Consider the following 15,888-nt stretch of genomic DNA (forward strand, 5'->3'; position numbering starts at 1 on the left):
CGCACCGAAGGCAAGACAGACCGAGAGATCCGCCGCTGTCTCAAGCGATACCTCGCCCGACGCTTCTATCGCCACCTCAACAGCGCCGCTACGGCGATGGGGGTTGACGGGATATAGAAGCTTCATTAGGAAGCGGGGAATCAGGCGTAGATCCGGGAGTAGAGGTCCTGGATCTGATCGGTGGTGGGCACGACGGGGTTGTTGGCGGGGGAACCGGACGCCAGGGCCTGCTCGGCCATGAGGGGTGTCAGGCGGGTCCATGTGTTCTGGTCGATGCCGTGGTCGCGGGGTGTGGGGACTTTCAGATCGCGGCACAGGCTGCGCAGCGCATCGACGAGCTTGTCGGTGGCCGCATTGTCGGAGTCCGCGGCGGTCGCGGCTCCCAGGGCGCGGGCGCAGTCGGCGTACCGGTCGGGGGCACCGTGCGCGGAAAAGGCGGTGACCGCGGGGAACAGCATCGCGTTCGACAGGCCGTGGGCGACGTGGAAGTGCGCGCCGATCGGACGGCTCATGCCGTGCACCAGGGCGACGCTGGAGTTCGAAAACGCAATGCCGGCCTGGGTGGCGGCGAGCATCATCGCCTCGCGGGCCTGGGCGTTGCCGCCGTCGGTGTAGGCGCGACGGAGGTGGCGGCCGATGGTGCCGATCGCGGCGAGGGCGAGGCTGTCGGAGAAGGAGTTGGCCTTGCGGCTGACGTATGCCTCGACGGCGTGGGTGAGCGCGTCGATGCCGGTGTCGGCGGTCAGCCGGGGCGGCATCGACATGGTCAGTTCGACGTCGACCACGGCGGCAAGCGGCAGGAACGCCGGACCCTGGCAGAGCATTTTCTCGTCCGTGGTGCTGTCGGTGATGACGGTGAACTGGGTTGCTTCCGATCCGCTGCCGGCGGTGGTGGGCACTGCGATCACCGGCAGCGCGGGTCCGAGGTTGATGCGCGGCGCCTTGTAGTCGCGCATGTGGCCGCCCTGGAGGCCGAGCAGGGCGAGGGCTTTGGCGGTGTCCATCGGGCTGCCGCCGCCGAACCCGATCACCACATCCGCCTCGTGGTCGTGCAGTGCCTTCAGGCCCGCGATGAGGGAGTCGGTCGTGGGATCAGGCACAGTCTCGGAGAACAGCCGGGGGTACAGCCCGGCATTTTTCAGCGTTGCCGACAGGTGTTCCGCCGCTCCCGTCCCCGCCAGGTATGCGTCCGTCACCAGGAGGGGACGGCTGAGCCCCAGTCCCGTGATGACGTCGCCCAACTCGTCGGTGGCCCCGCGACCGACGCGCATGATTCGTGGCAGGGACAGGCTGGCAACCATGGAGAACCTCTCAGCGGTGGGAGGGGAGTGGCTAGGCGCTCCGGCCGGGGCTGTTCGACTGTGACTCCCTGGGCGGTGTGCGTTCAAGCACCACTTACGCAGATCCGATGTGCATGAATGCAGATAGGGTCGTCTCATGGCCCCTCTCTCCCGTCCTGCACACGGCCGTGGCGTCCCGCCTGTGGAGACCGATCGCGGCGCGGTCGATCCGCGCCGGCTCCGCGCGGATGATCTTCGTTATCTGCTCGCAGTCGCCCGTACGGGCCGCATGGTGGTCGCAGCCGACGCTCTGGGTGTCGACCACACCACCGTGTCGCGCCGCATCGCTGCTCTGGAGAAGCGCCTTGGCCTGCGGCTGCTGGAGCGGGGTTCGGAGGGATGGGTCCTGACAGATGCCGGAAAGAACGTCTCGGAGCATGCCCGCGCGATCGAGGAGGCGTTGGTGCGTGTGGCCGACGCGGCGTCCGGTCAGGGTGCGTCGTCACTGCACGGCACCGTGCGGGTGAGCGCGCCCGACGGTTTCGGCACCGTCTTCGCCACCCCGGCTCTGGCCCGGGTACGCCGGAGCCATCCCGGGCTGCAGGTCGAACTCGTGACGGCGACGAGGCAGTTGACGCTTCATCCGACCGGCTTTGATCTGGCCCTGGCCATCGGCAGGCCGCCGGGGCGCCGTCTGGTGACCGAGCACCTGACCGACTACACGCTGGGTCTGTACGCCAGTGACGAGTACCTTGAACGGTGCGGGGTCCCTGAGTCGCTCGCTGACCTGCAGGAACACGCGCTGATCTTCTACATCGAGTCGATGCTCCAGGTCGGCGACCTCGACATCGAACGCCATCTGCCGGGACTCACACCGGCGTTCTCCTCCACGAACGTCTTCGCCCAGTTCGAGGCCACACGTGTGGGCGCCGGTATCGGTCTGCTGCCGGCCTTCCTCGCGCATCGGGCCCGGTTGCGGCGGCTGCTGGCCGACGAGGTCGCCATCCGGTTGCCGATCACGCTGGCCGTGCGGCGGGAGGCAGTCACCCATCCCGCCGTACGCGCGGTACGCGATGCCCTGTATCAGCAGCTCGCCGACTATGCCGGCGAACTGCTTCCCGAATGAATTCCCTGCACACCCGTTGACGTTGCCCTGGGGGCAAGGCTCAGCGTCCAGCCATTGCCGAGCGGGCTCAGCACGGCCTCCAGGGCGGAGTACAGAGCACTCGCGGCCGCCCCTGGACGAACTCGCTCAGCCCAGGAAGCTCAGTCGAACCTGACGGTTCGGGTTGTCGCGGTTGGTGTCGACCAGGCATACGGACTGCCAGGTCCCGAGTTCCAGGCGGCCGCGCAGTACCGGCAGGGTCGCGTGTGGGGGGACGATCGCCGGGAGGACGTGGTCGCGGCCGTGGCCGGGGCTGCCGTGCCGGTGCTGCCAGCGGTCGTCCGCGGGCAGCAGGGTGTGCAGAGCGGCCAGCAGGTCCGCGTCGCTGCCGGCGCCGGTCTCGATGACCGCGATCCCCGCGGTGGCGTGCGGGACGAAGATGTTGAGGAGGCCGTCGCGGCCGGCCGCCGCCTCCCGCAGGAAGGCCTCGCAGTCGCCGGTGAGGTCGACGATCCGCTCCCGGGAGCCGGTGGCGACGTTCAGCACGCGCGTGGTGAAGGCATCTGGCATGCCACCATCCTGGCCCATGCGGCCGGCTTCCGGCCGCCGCCCGGCCCCTGGCGCACGGGGTCCACTCTCCGAGACACCGTTGACCGCCGCCGCACGACTGGCTACGTTCGCCCGCATGCAGCGTTCAGCCCTGCTCACCACGCGCGGTCACATCGACCTGCTGCGGGTGGCCTCCGCCGCGTGTCGTCGCGGCTGCTGACGCCCTTCTCCCGCTCGTTCACGCGCGCTCCGCAGTCCTGCCCGCCCGTTCGGCCCGGCCCTGACACGGCAGCCCTGACACGGCGGCCCTGACGCGGCGGCGCTGAGGCGCACCCCCACCGCCCCTCGCCCTTCTGCCCGTGGAGCACCCATGACCATCGGCCATGCCCCACTCGGCCCACCCGAGCCGGACACCACGGAGACATCCAAGCCGGGGGCCGCCACCGCGGACCCCGCCGAGCCGTCCCCCGGCCTCGGTCTGCACCCCGTCGTCCCCGCCTCCACCCGCCGCGCCCGCGTGCCGCGCTGGCTGCGCCGCACCGCCGGCCCCGTACTGCTGCTCGCCCTGTGGCAACTCCTCAGCATCACGGGCGTGTTGACATCCGATGTGCTGGCCTCGCCGGGCCGGATCGCACGGATCGGCGGCGATCTGGTCGCCGACGGCTCGCTGGCCTCGGCGATGGGCGCCTCGCTCCAGCGGGTCGCGGCCGGACTGTTGCTGGGCACGCTGATCGGCACCGGACTCGCCCTGGTCTCGGGCCTGTTCAGGGTCGGCGAGGACCTGGTGGACGCACCGGTGCAGATGCTGCGGACGGTGCCGTTCGTCGGCCTCATCCCGCTGTTCATCATCTGGTTCGGCATCGGCGAGGCCCCCAAGGTCGCCATCATCACGCTCGGGGTGACCTTCCCGCTCTATCTCAACGTGTACGCCGGTATCCGGGGCGTGGACGCCCAACTGATCGAGGCCGGGGAGTCCCTGGGCCTGTCCCGGTGGGGGCTCGTACGGCACGTCGTGCTGCCGGGCGCGCTGCCCGGCGCGCTCACCGGACTGCGCTACTCCCTGGGCATCGCCTGGCTGGCGCTGGTCTTCGCCGAGCAGGTCAACGCGGACTCCGGCATCGGCTTCCTCATGGTGCAGGCACGGGACTTCCTGCGCACCGATGTGATCGTGGTCTGTCTGATCGTCTACGCCTTCCTCGGCCTGCTGGCCGACTTCGTCGTCCGCTCCCTCGAAAGGCTGCTGCTGCAATGGCGACCGACGTTCACCGGCCGGTGACCGCCCCGGCGGTCCATGTCGCCGGCCTCACCCGTTCCTTCGACGGCCGGGCCGTGCTCGACGATCTGCATGTCGACATCCGGCAGGGCGAGTTCGTCGCCCTGCTCGGGCGCAGCGGCTGCGGCAAGTCCACGCTGCTGCGCATCCTCGCCGGACTCGACCGCGACATCGAGGGCACCGTCCTGGTGCCGCGCCGCCGGGCCGTCGCCTTCCAGGCGCCCCGGCTGATGCCGTGGAAGCGGGTGTGGCGCAACGTCCTGCTGGGGCTGCCTGGCAAGCCCGAACGGGCGGTCGCCGAGCGGGCGTTGGACGAGGTCGGGCTCGGTCACCGGGCCGCCGCCTGGCCGAAGACGCTGTCCGGCGGCGAGGCCCAGCGCGCCTCGCTGGCCCGCGCCCTGGTGCGCGAACCCGATCTGCTGCTGCTCGACGAGCCGTTCGGCGCGCTGGACGCGCTCACCCGCATCAACGCCCAGCGCCTGGTCGGGGAGTTGTGGCAGCGCCGCGGCTGCGCCGTGCTCCTGGTCACCCATGACGTCGAGGAGGCCGTGCTGCTCGCCGACCGCGTCCTCGTCATGGACGGCGGCGTCATCGCGCTGGAGCAGCGGATCGATCTCGACCGGCCGCGTGACATCACCGGTCCCCGGTTCGCGGAACTGCGCGCCAAGCTGCTGGAGCGGCTCGGCGTCAGCACCACCACCGAAGCCTCCTGACCTCGCTCGAAGCAGCCAGGACCAGCTCCGAAGCCGGCTGCCCTCCCGATGCGGCGGCCCCGACTCCCCGTGCTCCCGCCGCGCTTCCTCCGGACACGAACGGACCCGCCATGCGACGTCGCCCCGTCCCCGCCGCACTGTTCCTGCCCCTCGCCCTGCCCCTCGCCCTGCCCCTCGCTCTGCTGCTGGCCGCCTGTGGTGGCGCCTCCTCGACCGGCACGGGAGCCGGCACGGACGGCTCGGGCCCGGTCACGCTCGTCGTCGGTGACCAGAAGGGTGGTTCCGAGGCCATCCTGCGGGCCGCAGGAGAGCTGAAGGACCTCGACTACCGGATCAAGTGGTCGACGTTCACCTCCGGCCCGCCGCTGCTGGAGGCCGTCAACGCCAGGGCCGTCGACATCGGCGGCGTCGGCAACACCCCGCCCGTCTTCGCCGCGGGCGCGGGCTCGAAGATCACCGTGGTCGCCGCCTGGCACGGCACGTCCAAGGGCGACACCGTCCTCGTGCCGAACGGCTCGAAGCTGACCCGGCCCGCGGACCTCGAGGGCAGGTCCGTCGCCGTGGCCCAGGGCTCCTCGGCGCACTATCAGCTGGTCGCCTCGGAGCAGCAGATCGCGGACGCCTTCACCGAGTTGAAGCTCATCCCGCGCAAGGTCGACTTCGGTGACTTCGTCGACACCCGGTACAACGGCGACCTGCCACCGTCCACCACCCCGGCCCGCTCCTGAGACGGAGGGCCGGGTCCTGAGGCGGTGCCGACGCGCGACCGGCACCTGGTGCGAGGACGCCTGGCCGATCACGGTCACGCTCGCCCGGCACACCGAACGGTGACAGGTCGCCGTCCTCCGAGCGGCCGGCGCCCGGGCCGGAAGGCGACCCCGGGGGCGGGGCGCCGATCCTGGTGGCGAGCGGCCGCCGGCCGGCGCACGGGACGGGAAGATCCCCGGTCGCGGCACTGTTGCCACGGACGTGAACAACGAGCGCGAGGTCGAGGCAGTCGTCACGGGCGCTGGGCAGGCCGGTCTGTCCAGCGCCTATCACCTGCGGCGCACCGGCTTCGAGCCGGACCGCGACTTCGTGGTCCTGGACCACTCCCCCGCGCCGGGCGGCGCCTGGCAGTTCCGCTGGCCGTCGCTGACGTACGGCAAGGTGCACGGGATGCACTCGCTGCCGGGCATGGAGCTGACCGACGCCGATCCGGCGCGGCCGTCGGCCGAGGTCATCGGCGCCTACTTCGACTCCTACGAGCGCATGTTCGACCTGCGGGTGCGGCGTCCGGTGGACGTCCGCGCGGTGCGCGAGGGGGCGGCCGGGCGGCTGCTCGTCGAGACCTCGGACGGCACCTGGGCCACGCGCGCGCTGATCAACGCCAGCGGCACCTGGGACCGGCCGTTCTGGCCGCGCTATCCGGGACAGGAGACCTTCCGCGGACGGCAGTTGCACACCGCGCGGTACGCGGGGCCCGAGGAGTTCGCCGGGCAGCGGGTGGTCGTGGTGGGCGGCGGCGCGTCCGGCACCCAGCTCCTCCTGGAGATCGCACCGTACGCGGCGGCCACCACCTGGGTCACCCGGCGGCCGCCGGTCTTCCGGGAGGGCCCGTTCGACGAGGGGGCGGGCCGTGCCGCGGTGGCCCTGGTCGAGGAGCGGGTACACCAGGGGCTGCCGCCCCGGAGTGTGGTCTCGGTCACCGGCCTGCCGCTCAACGACGCCATCCGGCAGGGGCTGCGGGACGGCGTCCTGGACCGGCAGCCGATGTTCGACCGGATCACCCCGGACGGGGTGGAGTGGCTGGGGTCCCCCGGGCTCGGCGGCGGACGGCATGTCGAGGCCGACGTGATCCTGTGGGCGACCGGGTTCCGGGCCGCCCTGGACCATCTGGCGCCGCTGCGGCTGCGCGAGCCGGGCGGCGGGATCCGGGTCGAGGGGACCCGCGTGGTCGCCGATCCGCGGATCCACCTGGTCGGCTACGGCCCGTCGGCGAGCACCATCGGCGCCAACCGGGCGGGGCGCGCCGCCGTGCGGGACATCAGACGGCTGCTGGCCGCGGAGCCCGTCGCCGCATGATGTCCCGGCGGCTCACAGCCGGGACTGCGCGACCCCGGACGGCGACTGCGAGGCCCCGGACGGCGACGCCGTTGCGCTCGGGCTCCGCTGCGCCTTCTTGTTCTTCTGCTGCAGCGCGTTGAACTCGGCGACGTTGCGCTGGTGCTCCTCGTAGTCGGTGGTGAAGCGGGTGTCGCCCGGCTTGACCGTGACGAAGTACAGCCAGTCGCCCGGCGTCGGGTTGAGGGTGGCGCGCATCGCGTCCGCCCCCGGGCTGTCGATCGGCGTCGGCGGCAGCCCCACCCGCTGGTAGGAGTTGTACGGGTTGTCGATCCGGGTGTCTTCCAGGCTGGTGCGAGCCGCGTGCCGGCGCAGCCCGTAGTTGAGGGTGGAGTCCATCTGCAGCGGGATGCCGCGCGCCAGCCGGTTGAGGACGACGCGGGCGACCTTCCCCATGTCGGTCCTGGAGGCGCTCTCGGCCTGGACGATGCTCGCGACGGTGATCGCCTGGTAGAGGTTCATCGGACTGCGCTGGGCGCCGGCCGCGACGGGGGCGACGTCGAACCTGTCGTTCGCGGTGTCGACCATCTGTTGCAGCAGCGTCTGAGGCGTTGCGTCCTTGTCGACGTGGTACGTCGCCGGGAAGAGGTAGCCCTCGGGGTTGCCCGCGGCGTCGCTCGGCAGTTTGAGGCGGGCCTTGCCGATGGACTTCGCGGTGCTGCCCGCGGGCAGGGCGAGCGCCTTGTCGATGGCCTCGTAGACCTGACTCGCGCGCCAGCCCTCCGGGATCACCAGGCTGATGGGCTTCCGGTCCGCGCCGCCCGGGCTCAGCAGCGGCACCGCCACGGCGGTGCCGGCCACGACGGCGCCGGTCACGACGAGGACGAGCTTGCCCCGGCGCGTGAATCGAATCGTGCTCCGTGGCGGAGTGTTCAAGTACATGCGGGCACGTTAACGCGCATACCACCGCAAACCTGGCATATCTTCAGCTTGTCGGTTCCAGTTGCGCGTCCCGGCGGACCAGGGCCGCATAGCGCCCGTCCCTCTCCAACAGCTCCTCGTGCGTGCCGCGTTCGGCCACCCGCCCGGAGTCGAGCACCACGATCTGGTCGGCCCCGCGGACGGTGGAGAGGCGGTGCGCGATGGTGAGCGTCGTCCGGTTGGCGGACAGCGCGTCGATGGCCTCCTGAACCGCGTGCTCGGTGCGGGTGTCCAGGGCACTGGTCGCCTCGTCGAGGATCAGGACCGGTGGATCGCGCAGAATGGTGCGGGCGATGGCCAGCCGCTGCTTCTCCCCGCCGGAGAAGCGGTGGCCGCGCTCGCCGACGACCGTGTCGTATCCGTCGGGCAGCGCCGCGATGTGGTCGTGGATCTGGGCCGCCTTCGCCGCGGTGCACAACTCCTCGTCGGTGGCGTCCGGCCTGGCGAAGCGGAGGTTGTCGGCGACCGAGGCGTGGAAGAGGTACGTCTCCTGCGAAACGACGCCGACCGCCCGGGCGAGGGTGTCGAAGTCGAGGTCACGCACGTCGACGCCGTCCAGGGTGACCCGGCCCCCGGTGACGTCGTACAGCCGGGGCACCAGATGGCCGAGCGTGGACTTGCCCGCGCCGGTCGGGCCGACGATCGCCAGGCTGCCGCCCGCGGGGACGGTGATGTCGATGCCGTCCAGAACGGAGGCGCCCTCGGCGTCGTACCGGAACGTGACGTCCTCGAACCGGACCTCGCCCTTGACCTGGTCGAGGCGGACGGGCTCGTCCCGCTCGGTGATGTCGATCGGCAGGTCGAGGTACTCGAAGATGCGCTGGAAGAGGGCGAGCGAGGTCTGGATCTGGACGCCGGTCGCCAGCAGGCTCACGGCCGGGCGGAACAGTCCCTGCTGGAGCGAGACGAAGGCGACGATGGTGCCGATGGACGCCTGCGGACCGCCCAGTTGGAGCGTCATTCCCGCGGCCCAGTAGATGACGGCCGGCATCGCGGCCATGACGATGGTGATCACGGCCATGCGCCAGCGGCCGGCCATGCTGGACCGCACCTCCAGGTCGACCAACTGCTCGGACTCCTCCGCGAAGGACCGCGTGAGCGAGTCGGCGCGGCCCATCGTGCGGCCCAGCAGGATGCCGCTGACGGACAGGGACTCGGTGACGGTGGCGGCCATGGCGGCCATCTGCTTCTGACGCTGGGTGGTGATCCGCTTGCGTTCGTTGCCGACGCGGCGGCCGATCCACACGAACACCGGCAGCAGGACCAGCGAGACCACGGTCAGCCGCCAGTCGAGGGCGATCATCGCGACGATCGTGGCGACCACGCTGGTCAGGTTGGAGACCAGGGAGGTCGCGGTGGAGGTGACGGTGGCCTGCATGCCGCCGATGTCGTTGGCGATGCGGGACTGCACCTCGCCGGTGCGGGTGCGGGTGAAGAAAGCGAGCGACATGCGCTGGAGGCGGCCGTAGACGGCGGTGCGCAGGTCGTGCATGACGCGCTGGCCGACGGTCGTCGAGATCAGGGTCTGCAGCACGCCGAAGACGCTGTTGAGAACGGCACTGAGGATCATGCCGAGCGCGAGCAGGCTCAGCAGACCGGTGCGGCCCTGCGGGATCGCGACGTCCAGGGTCTCCTTGAGCAGGAACGGCGTGGCCACGGACACCAGCGACGAGGCGCCGACCAGCAGGCCGACGATCGCGAGCCGCCCGCGGTAGGGGCGGAAGAGGGCCAGGATGCGGCGCACCTGCCGGGGCTGTTCCGTCACGTCGGAGGACGGCGTCCAGGAGGGATTGCGGTCGGGATGCATGGGCTCCTACGGAGGTGAGCGGGCGTCGGCGCGGAGACGGCCGACGACGACTGATGGATCACAGCTCATTGTTACCTATACTCACAATGAATGGGGTCCTGATATTGTTCCCGCCATGACCACCCCCGACCCCGAGGGCCTGCTCGCCGAGCAGCTGCTGCGCCTCACCCGCCGGGTCCACCGCATCCAGAAGCGCCATCTGGAACGCCGGGACCTGGGCGTCACCCCGGCCCAGTCCCGGCTGCTGCGCACCCTGGCGCACTACGGCTCGCCGCCGCGCATGGCCGACCTCGCCGCACGTCTGGAGGTGGTGCCGCGCGCGGTGACCACCCTGGTCGACGCGCTGGAGACGAGCGGCAAGGTGCGCCGGGCGCCGGATCCGACGAACCGCCGGGTGACCCGGATCGAGCTGACCGACGACGGGCGTGCGACGCTCGCGGAACTGCGCGACGCGCGCCGGGCGGCAGCGGCGGAGATCCTCGCCCCGCTCTCCGCCGAGCAGCGCGACCTGCTCGGCGGGCTGCTGGACACCCTGATCGACGGGGCGATCAGCGAGCGCTGCTGAGCGACCCCGGGGCCGCGCGGGCCCCGGCCCGATACGGGTGCCCCCTCAGCAGCGGTCGGCGTCCTCGGTGAGCACTCCCTGGACGGTCGTCAGCGCGCGGTCGTAGCAGCCGTGCGAGCCGTACAGCCGGTAGCGTTCGCTCGTCGTGCCGACCGCGTGCCGCTGGTCGCGGGGCACGTTCAGGGTGTAGGTCGCGTCGCCGGTGTAGGTGTCGTCGAGCCGCGACCACGCCGTGCGCCGACCGTCCAGGGTCCGCGCCGCCGACGCCCGGTCGCCGAGCGTGAGGACCGTGCGCAACCGGTCGTCCGCGCCGATCGTCGTGGCGCCGTTCATCGTGTAGGTCCGGTCCGTGCGCGTGGTCAGGACCGCTCCGCCCCCGTCGACCGTGACGGACTCGTCGTCCGTCCAGGTGGCGTCGAGGGCGTCCGTCGTCTCGCCGTCGGTCCAGCGGTGCGCCGAGGTGGAGCCGAGCGTCCGGCTGACGGTGGTCGTCACCCTGCCGTGCGAGGTGTCGACATGGCCGGCGACGGTCAGCCGGTGGCCGGCCCGGGTGTCGACGCGATGCTCGGAACCGGGCGTGTACGTCGAGGAGTTGACGAGGTCGGCCACCCGGTGCGCGGTGAGCCCGCCGGTGACCCGGGCGCGGTGCGGGTCCTGCCAGACGAGGACGTTCACCGGCGCGCTCCAGCCGGACTGTCCCTCGGGGAGGCCCACGACGGAGACGTCGACCCGGTGCGGCCGGCCGTCGTTGAGCAGCCCGGCGAACGGGGTCAGGTCGTACTCGATCGGCTTCACGTCGAAGGCACGGGGCCCCGGGATCACATACCAGAGGAAGGGGTTGGACCAGCCGCCGGTCCATACGTTCGGGAACGGCGCGGCGATGCCGGCCAGCCGTCCGTCGACCTTGATCTGCACCTCACGGTACGGGCCGCGGTCCGCCTTGCACGAGTACGGAGCCGGGTCGGCCACGGTCAGATACCAGAACTCCTCGCAGCCGCCGCCGGACCCGGTGGCGTACACCTCGGCGACGATGCGCTCGCTGTTGCGCGGCGTGGTGAGGGTGGTGCCCGTGCCGGTGTCGGCGAGGGTGAGGACGCGGTCGGGGACGGCGGCTTGCCTGCCCGCGTGGAACGTCAGCGTGACCTTGACGTCGAGGACGCCCGTGTACATGTCGTCGACGACGTTCCCGATGAGCATCTCGACGTCCTGCCGGCCGCGGAAGGTGTCGCTGTAGCGCGTGACGTCCTTCTCCACGGACCACTCGATGCCGTCAGGCGACGGCTCCGGTGTCGAGGTGCGGAGGATCTCGACACCGCCGACATGCAGATAGCCGAGCCGGTCGTACTGACGGCCCTGCACCTTGCCGTCGAGGCGCAGGACGACCTTGCTCCAGCGGTCACCGCATCCGCGGGGCGGCGCGTACGTGCCCCGGTACGGCGTGAAGTCACGGAACTGGGCCTCCGCGAGCGTGACCCGGCAGGACCTGCCCTCCGGCCGGGCGACGGGCGGCGCGGCGGTCACCGGGTCGTGCCAGTCGGTGCCGAACTCCGCCGGGACATCGGCCCGGTCCGGGAGGGTGCGGGCGGACGCCGCCGGGGGACCAAGGAGGGCGCTCACGAGGAGGGCCGCTCCGGCGAGCATGCACATGACTATCCGGCTTCTCATGGCCGGTGTTCTACGGGGAGTCGGCCATCCCGGCAATACCGCCTCGGCCGGCCTTCGCGACAGAGGCGGAGGCGGACCCGGTGGGCCGGGGCGGCTCGGACGACACCGGTCGGGCAGGCTTGCCGATTCCGTGCGCTGTTGCGGAAAACCCATTGATTTTCACCACCCTCCGACGCGAACCTTGCACGGTTTGCTACCGCCTCTTCGTCCTTCACCCCTGTCCGCTTCCTCCCTGACACGAGCCACTGGGACGTCATGCAGATTCAAGACCTTCCGTATCCCGACCCGGGCGTGCCGGACGCACGTTCGGGCCCCCGGTTCCTGTGGTGGCTGGGGCGCAATCAGCTGGGCGGCCAACTCAAGTCGCTGGCTTGGGGCCTGCTGCACTTCGTGTCCGTCTCCTCACTTCCGTTCTGTGTCGGGCTCGCCGTCCAGGCCGTCGTGGACCGCTCGGGCGGCCGGCTCGCCCTGACCGGCGTGCTGATGGTGATCTGCGGCATCGGCATCGCGGTGGGCGACACCTTCCTGCACCGGGCGGCCGTCACCAACTGGATCACCGCCGCCGCCCGAGTCCAGCAGCTGCTGGCCCGCAAGGCCGCACTGCTGGGATCGGGGCTGACCCGGCGGGTCGCGGCCGGTGAGGTGGTGGCCGTCTCGACCGGCGACGTCGAGAAGATCGGCTGGTTCGTCGAGGCCGCCTCCCGCTTCACCGCCGCCGCTCTGACGGTCGTCGTGGTCTGCGTGGGCCTGCTCGTCTACCAGCCGGCTCTCGGCGTGGTCGTGGCGGTCGGCCTGCCCGTGCTGGCCCTCGCGGTGCTGCCGCTGCTGCCCCGGGCGACCCGGCGCGCCGACGCACAGCGCGAGAAGGCGGGCCGGGCCACGGAACTGGCCTCCGACACCGTCGCCGGACTGCGCGTGCTGCGCGGCATCGGCGGCGAGGAACTGTTCCTCGACCGCTACCGCCGCGCCTCCCAGGAGGTACGGCACGCGGCCGTGCGCAGCGCCCGGATGTGGGCCCTGATCTCGGCGATCCAGGTGCTGCTGCCGGGCCTGCTGCTGATCGCGGTCGTCTGGCACGGCGTCCACCTCGCCCGCCAGGGCCGGATCGAGGTCGGCGAACTGGTCACCGTGTACAGCGCGGTGATGGTCCTCACCTACCCGCTGCGGCACTTCGAGGAGATCGCCATGGCGTACTCCTTCTCGCGCCCGTCGGCCCAGCGCGCGGCCCGCGTGCTGTCCCTGGAGCGGACCACGGACGCCGGCGGCTCACGCGCGGCCGACGCGCCGACCGGTGATCTGCACGACCCGGCCACCGGTCTGCTCGCGCCCGCCGGCCGGCTCACCGCCGTGGTGTGCGGGGACCCGGACGCGGCGGGGCGGCTCGCCGAACGGCTGGGCGGACATCCGGCCGAACCGGGCCCGTCGGTACTCCTCGGCGGTGTACCGCTCGACGAACTCCCCCTCGACAGCGCCCGCACCGCCGTCCTGGTCCAGGACAAGGACCCGGTCCTGCTGTCCGGCACGCTGCGCGACCTGCTCGACGTGCCGGCGTCCGCCGATGTCCGCGCCGAGGCGGCGCTGGCGGCCGCGCAGTGCGGGGACGTGCTGGACGCGCTCGTCCAGGGGGCCCTGGACGCCGGGGATCCCCTGGACGCCCGGATCACGGAACGGGGACGGTCGCTGTCGGGCGGCCAGCGCCAGCGGCTCGCACTCGCCCGGTCGCTGATCACCGACCCCGAGGTGCTCGTCCTGGACGAGCCGACCTCCGCCGTCGACTCGCACACCGAAGCCCGGATCGCGCAGGGGGTGCGGGAGCTGCGGACGGGACGCACGACGGTGGTGTTCACCTCGTCACCGCTCCTCCTGGACCGCGCTGACCGGGTCGCGCTGGTGCACGAGGGCGAGGTCGTGGCGGTCGGCGTGCACCGCGAACTGGTGCGCAGCGAGCCTCGGTACCGGGCCGTCGTGACCCGCGAGACCGAGGACGAGGCGGCGGCGCCCGGCACCCGGCACGGCCGAGCGGCCCCGCGCGGCCCACTGGACGACGAGGCCGGCCCGCGCGGCCCGCTGGAAGAGATCGAGGAGAGCGCATGATCGGCGTTGCGCCACCGGCGTACGACCCGGCGGCCCCGACGACGGCCACCACCCTGCCCGTCGGTGCCACCACGACCGTCCGCGCCTACGTGAGCGAGCTGTTCCGGCGGCACCGCCGTACCTTTCTGGTCCTCATGGCCGTCAACACGATGGCCGTGGTCTCCTCCATGGCGGGCCCCTACCTCCTCGGCGGACTCGTGGAACGGGTCTCCGACGGGGCCCGGGAACTGCATCTGGGCCTGACCGCCGGGCTGTTCGTGCTCGCGCTCGCCGTGCAGGCCGTGTTCGTGCGCGAGGTACGGCTGCGCGGCGCGATTCTCGGCGAGCGGATGCTGGCCGACCTGCGCGAGGACTTCCTCGTCCGGTCGGTCGGGCTGCCGCCGGGCGTCCTGGAACGCGCCGGCACCGGTGACCTGCTGTCCCGCATCACCACGGACGTCGACCGGCTGTCCAACGCCATGCGCGAGGCCGTGCCGCAGCTGTCGATCGGCGTCGTCTGGGTGGCGCTGCTGCTCGGCGGGCTGGTCGTCACGGCGCCGCCGCTGGCGGCGGCGGTGCTGCTGGCCCTGCCGCTGCTGGTGATCGGCTGCCGCTGGTACTTCAAACGGGCCCCGTCCGGCTACCGTTCGGAGGCCGCCGGGTACGCCGCCGTCGCCGCGGCGCTCGCCGAGACAGTCGACGCCGGCCGCACCGTCGAGGCCCATCGCCTCGGCGACCGGCGGATCGCCCTGTCGGAACGCCGGATCAGGGAGTGGACGGCCTGGGAGCGCTACACCCTCTGGCTGCGCTCGGTGCTCTTCCCGGTCGTCAGCCTCACCCATGTGGTGGTGCTCGGCTCGGTCCTGATGGCCGGCGGGGTCTTCGTCCTTCAGGGCTGGATCGGCGTCGGCCAGCTGACGACGAGCGCCCTCATCGCGCAGATGCTCGTCGACCCGGTCAATCTGATCCTGCGCTGGTACGACGAGGTGCAGGTCGCCCAGGTGTCGCTGGCGCGGCTGGTCGGGGTGCGGGACATCGAGCCGGACGCCGGGGACGCCGCGCTGGCCCCCGACGGGCGGAACGTGCACGCGGACCGGGTGCACTTCGGCTACCGCGAGGGCGTCGACGTCCTGCGCAAGGTGTCGCTCTCGGTCGCGCCGGGCACCCGGCTGGCCCTGGTCGGCCCGTCGGGCGCGGGCAAGTCCACGCTGGGCAGGCTGCTCGCCGGCATCTACGCACCCCGCGACGGCCGGATCACCCTGGGCGGCGCCGAGCTGTCCCGGATGACCGCCGAGCGGGTCCGCTCGCACGTCGCCCTCGTCAACCAGGAGCACCACGTCTTCGTGGGCACGCTGCGCGACAATCTGCTGCTTGCCCGCACCGACGCCGAGGACGCGCAGCTGTGGGCGGCGCTGGGCGCGGTCGACGCGGACGGCTGGGCGCGGGCCCTGGACGACGGCCTGGACGCCGAGGTCGGCTCGGGCGGGCTGGCGCTGACCCCGGCCCAGGCCCAGCAGATCGCGCTGGCCCGGCTGGTGCTGGCCGATCCGCACACGCTGGTCCTGGACGAGGCGACCTCGCTCCTCGACCCGCGCGCGGCCCGCCACCTCGAACGTTCCCTGGCCCACGTCCTGGACGGCCGCACCGTGGTCGCCATCGCCCACCGCCTGCACACCGCCCACGACGCCGACGTCATCGCCGTCGTGGAGAACGGCCGCATCAGCGAGCTGGGCAGCCACGACGAGCTGGTCGCGGCCGACGGGGCGTACGCGGCACTGTGGCGGTCCTGGCACGGGTGAGGGGGGCGCCGCAGCCGATGACCGGGGCGAGCGGG

The 15,888-nt window shown here is 72.1% G+C and carries 13 protein-coding genes; 8 read left to right on the forward strand and 5 right to left on the reverse strand.

Features of this window, described 5'->3' with window-relative positions:
* Positions 1 to 140: 140 nt before the first annotated feature.
* Positions 141 to 1,301, reverse strand: coding sequence for an iron-containing alcohol dehydrogenase (locus CTZ28_RS44430; protein WP_121895453.1), 1,161 nt, complete (start codon positions 1,299 to 1,301; stop codon positions 141 to 143).
* Positions 1,302 to 1,482: 181 nt separating this feature from the next.
* On the opposite strand from CTZ28_RS44430, the gene CTZ28_RS44435 reads away from it, so the two are divergent.
* Positions 1,483 to 2,406 (forward strand): LysR family transcriptional regulator, encoded by a 924-nt coding sequence (locus tag CTZ28_RS44435; protein ID WP_220795551.1) that lies wholly within the window; start codon positions 1,483 to 1,485, stop codon positions 2,404 to 2,406.
* A 126-nt stretch (positions 2,407 to 2,532) separates the two neighbouring features.
* Here the strand turns inward: CTZ28_RS44435 and CTZ28_RS44440 are convergent, their stop codons facing one another.
* A complete protein-coding gene (locus CTZ28_RS44440; RefSeq protein ID WP_121895455.1) occupies positions 2,533 to 2,955 on the reverse strand; it encodes a secondary thiamine-phosphate synthase enzyme YjbQ in 423 nt (140 codons plus the stop codon).
* A gap of 349 nt (positions 2,956 to 3,304) precedes the next feature.
* Here CTZ28_RS44440 and CTZ28_RS44445 point away from each other — a divergent pair, with 349 nt between their 5' ends.
* From CTZ28_RS44445 to CTZ28_RS44460, 4 genes are all read left to right on the forward strand, one after another.
* On the forward strand, positions 3,305 to 4,210 hold the full coding sequence (locus CTZ28_RS44445) for an ABC transporter permease (protein WP_121895456.1): 906 nt from the start codon (positions 3,305 to 3,307) through the stop codon (positions 4,208 to 4,210).
* Positions 4,183 to 4,920 (forward strand): ABC transporter ATP-binding protein, encoded by a 738-nt coding sequence (locus CTZ28_RS44450; RefSeq protein ID WP_121895457.1) that lies wholly within the window; start codon positions 4,183 to 4,185, stop codon positions 4,918 to 4,920. Before CTZ28_RS44445 ends, CTZ28_RS44450 begins: the two co-directional genes overlap by 28 nt.
* Before the next feature lie 110 nt (positions 4,921 to 5,030).
* On the forward strand, positions 5,031 to 5,648 hold the full coding sequence (locus CTZ28_RS44455; RefSeq protein WP_121895458.1) for a type 2 periplasmic-binding domain-containing protein: 618 nt from the start codon (positions 5,031 to 5,033) through the stop codon (positions 5,646 to 5,648).
* 241 nt (positions 5,649 to 5,889) lie between these two features.
* Positions 5,890 to 6,984 (forward strand): NAD(P)-binding domain-containing protein, encoded by a 1,095-nt coding sequence (locus tag CTZ28_RS44460; protein ID WP_121895459.1) that lies wholly within the window; start codon positions 5,890 to 5,892, stop codon positions 6,982 to 6,984.
* A 12-nt stretch (positions 6,985 to 6,996) separates the two neighbouring features.
* Here CTZ28_RS44460 and mltG read toward each other — a convergent pair whose 3' ends face one another.
* Entirely contained in the window at positions 6,997 to 7,905 is a 909-nt protein-coding gene (gene mltG / locus CTZ28_RS44465) for an endolytic transglycosylase MltG (RefSeq protein ID WP_121895460.1), read from the reverse strand.
* Positions 7,906 to 7,948: 43 nt separating this feature from the next.
* Positions 7,949 to 9,751: an ABC transporter ATP-binding protein gene (locus tag CTZ28_RS44470; RefSeq protein WP_121895462.1), complete on the reverse strand. Its 1,803-nt coding sequence runs from the start codon at positions 9,749 to 9,751 to the stop codon at positions 7,949 to 7,951.
* A gap of 115 nt (positions 9,752 to 9,866) precedes the next feature.
* Here CTZ28_RS44470 and CTZ28_RS44475 point away from each other — a divergent pair, with 115 nt between their 5' ends.
* The gene (locus CTZ28_RS44475; protein ID WP_121895463.1) at positions 9,867 to 10,316 is read left to right on the forward strand and encodes a MarR family winged helix-turn-helix transcriptional regulator; all 450 of its coding nucleotides are present in this window, start codon (positions 9,867 to 9,869) and stop codon (positions 10,314 to 10,316) included.
* A 45-nt stretch (positions 10,317 to 10,361) separates the two neighbouring features.
* Here the strand turns inward: CTZ28_RS44475 and CTZ28_RS44480 are convergent, their stop codons facing one another.
* The gene (locus CTZ28_RS44480; protein ID WP_310887661.1) at positions 10,362 to 11,981 is read right to left on the reverse strand and encodes a peptide-N4-asparagine amidase; all 1,620 of its coding nucleotides are present in this window, start codon (positions 11,979 to 11,981) and stop codon (positions 10,362 to 10,364) included.
* A 255-nt stretch (positions 11,982 to 12,236) separates the two neighbouring features.
* Between CTZ28_RS44480 and CTZ28_RS44485 the strand changes: the two genes are divergently transcribed.
* Complete coding sequence (locus CTZ28_RS44485; protein WP_121895467.1) at positions 12,237 to 14,075, forward strand: ABC transporter transmembrane domain-containing protein; 1,839 nt, start codon at positions 12,237 to 12,239, stop codon at positions 14,073 to 14,075.
* Positions 14,072 to 15,853, forward strand: a complete 1,782-nt coding sequence (locus CTZ28_RS44490) for an ABC transporter ATP-binding protein (RefSeq protein WP_121895468.1) — start codon at positions 14,072 to 14,074, stop codon at positions 15,851 to 15,853. Before CTZ28_RS44485 ends, CTZ28_RS44490 begins: the two co-directional genes overlap by 4 nt.
* Positions 15,854 to 15,888 lie beyond the last annotated feature (35 nt).

The sequence above is a fragment of the Streptomyces shenzhenensis genome (assembly GCF_003688995.1).
GTDB classification, from domain to species: Bacteria; Actinomycetota; Actinomycetes; order Streptomycetales; family Streptomycetaceae; genus Streptomyces; species Streptomyces shenzhenensis_A.

What these genes read in the sequence shown, in the direction of transcription:
- CTZ28_RS44445 (WP_121895456.1), top strand. Translation starts at nt 3,305, where the DNA reads ATGACCATCGGCCATGCCCCACTCGGCCCACCCGAGCCGGACACCACG.
- CTZ28_RS44480 (WP_310887661.1), bottom strand. Translation starts at nt 11,981, where the DNA reads ATGAGAAGCCGGATAGTCATGTGCATGCTCGCCGGAGCGGCCCTCCTC.
- mltG (WP_121895460.1), bottom strand. Translation starts at nt 7,905, where the DNA reads ATGTACTTGAACACTCCGCCACGGAGCACGATTCGATTCACGCGCCGG.
- CTZ28_RS44475 (WP_121895463.1), top strand. Translation starts at nt 9,867, where the DNA reads ATGACCACCCCCGACCCCGAGGGCCTGCTCGCCGAGCAGCTGCTGCGC.
- CTZ28_RS44485 (WP_121895467.1), top strand. Translation starts at nt 12,237, where the DNA reads ATGCAGATTCAAGACCTTCCGTATCCCGACCCGGGCGTGCCGGACGCA.
- CTZ28_RS44450 (WP_121895457.1), top strand. Translation starts at nt 4,183, where the DNA reads ATGGCGACCGACGTTCACCGGCCGGTGACCGCCCCGGCGGTCCATGTC.
- CTZ28_RS44455 (WP_121895458.1), top strand. Translation starts at nt 5,031, where the DNA reads ATGCGACGTCGCCCCGTCCCCGCCGCACTGTTCCTGCCCCTCGCCCTG.
- CTZ28_RS44470 (WP_121895462.1), bottom strand. Translation starts at nt 9,751, where the DNA reads ATGCATCCCGACCGCAATCCCTCCTGGACGCCGTCCTCCGACGTGACG.
- CTZ28_RS44490 (WP_121895468.1), top strand. Translation starts at nt 14,072, where the DNA reads ATGATCGGCGTTGCGCCACCGGCGTACGACCCGGCGGCCCCGACGACG.
- CTZ28_RS44430 (WP_121895453.1), bottom strand. Translation starts at nt 1,301, where the DNA reads ATGGTTGCCAGCCTGTCCCTGCCACGAATCATGCGCGTCGGTCGCGGG.
- CTZ28_RS44440 (WP_121895455.1), bottom strand. Translation starts at nt 2,955, where the DNA reads ATGCCAGATGCCTTCACCACGCGCGTGCTGAACGTCGCCACCGGCTCC.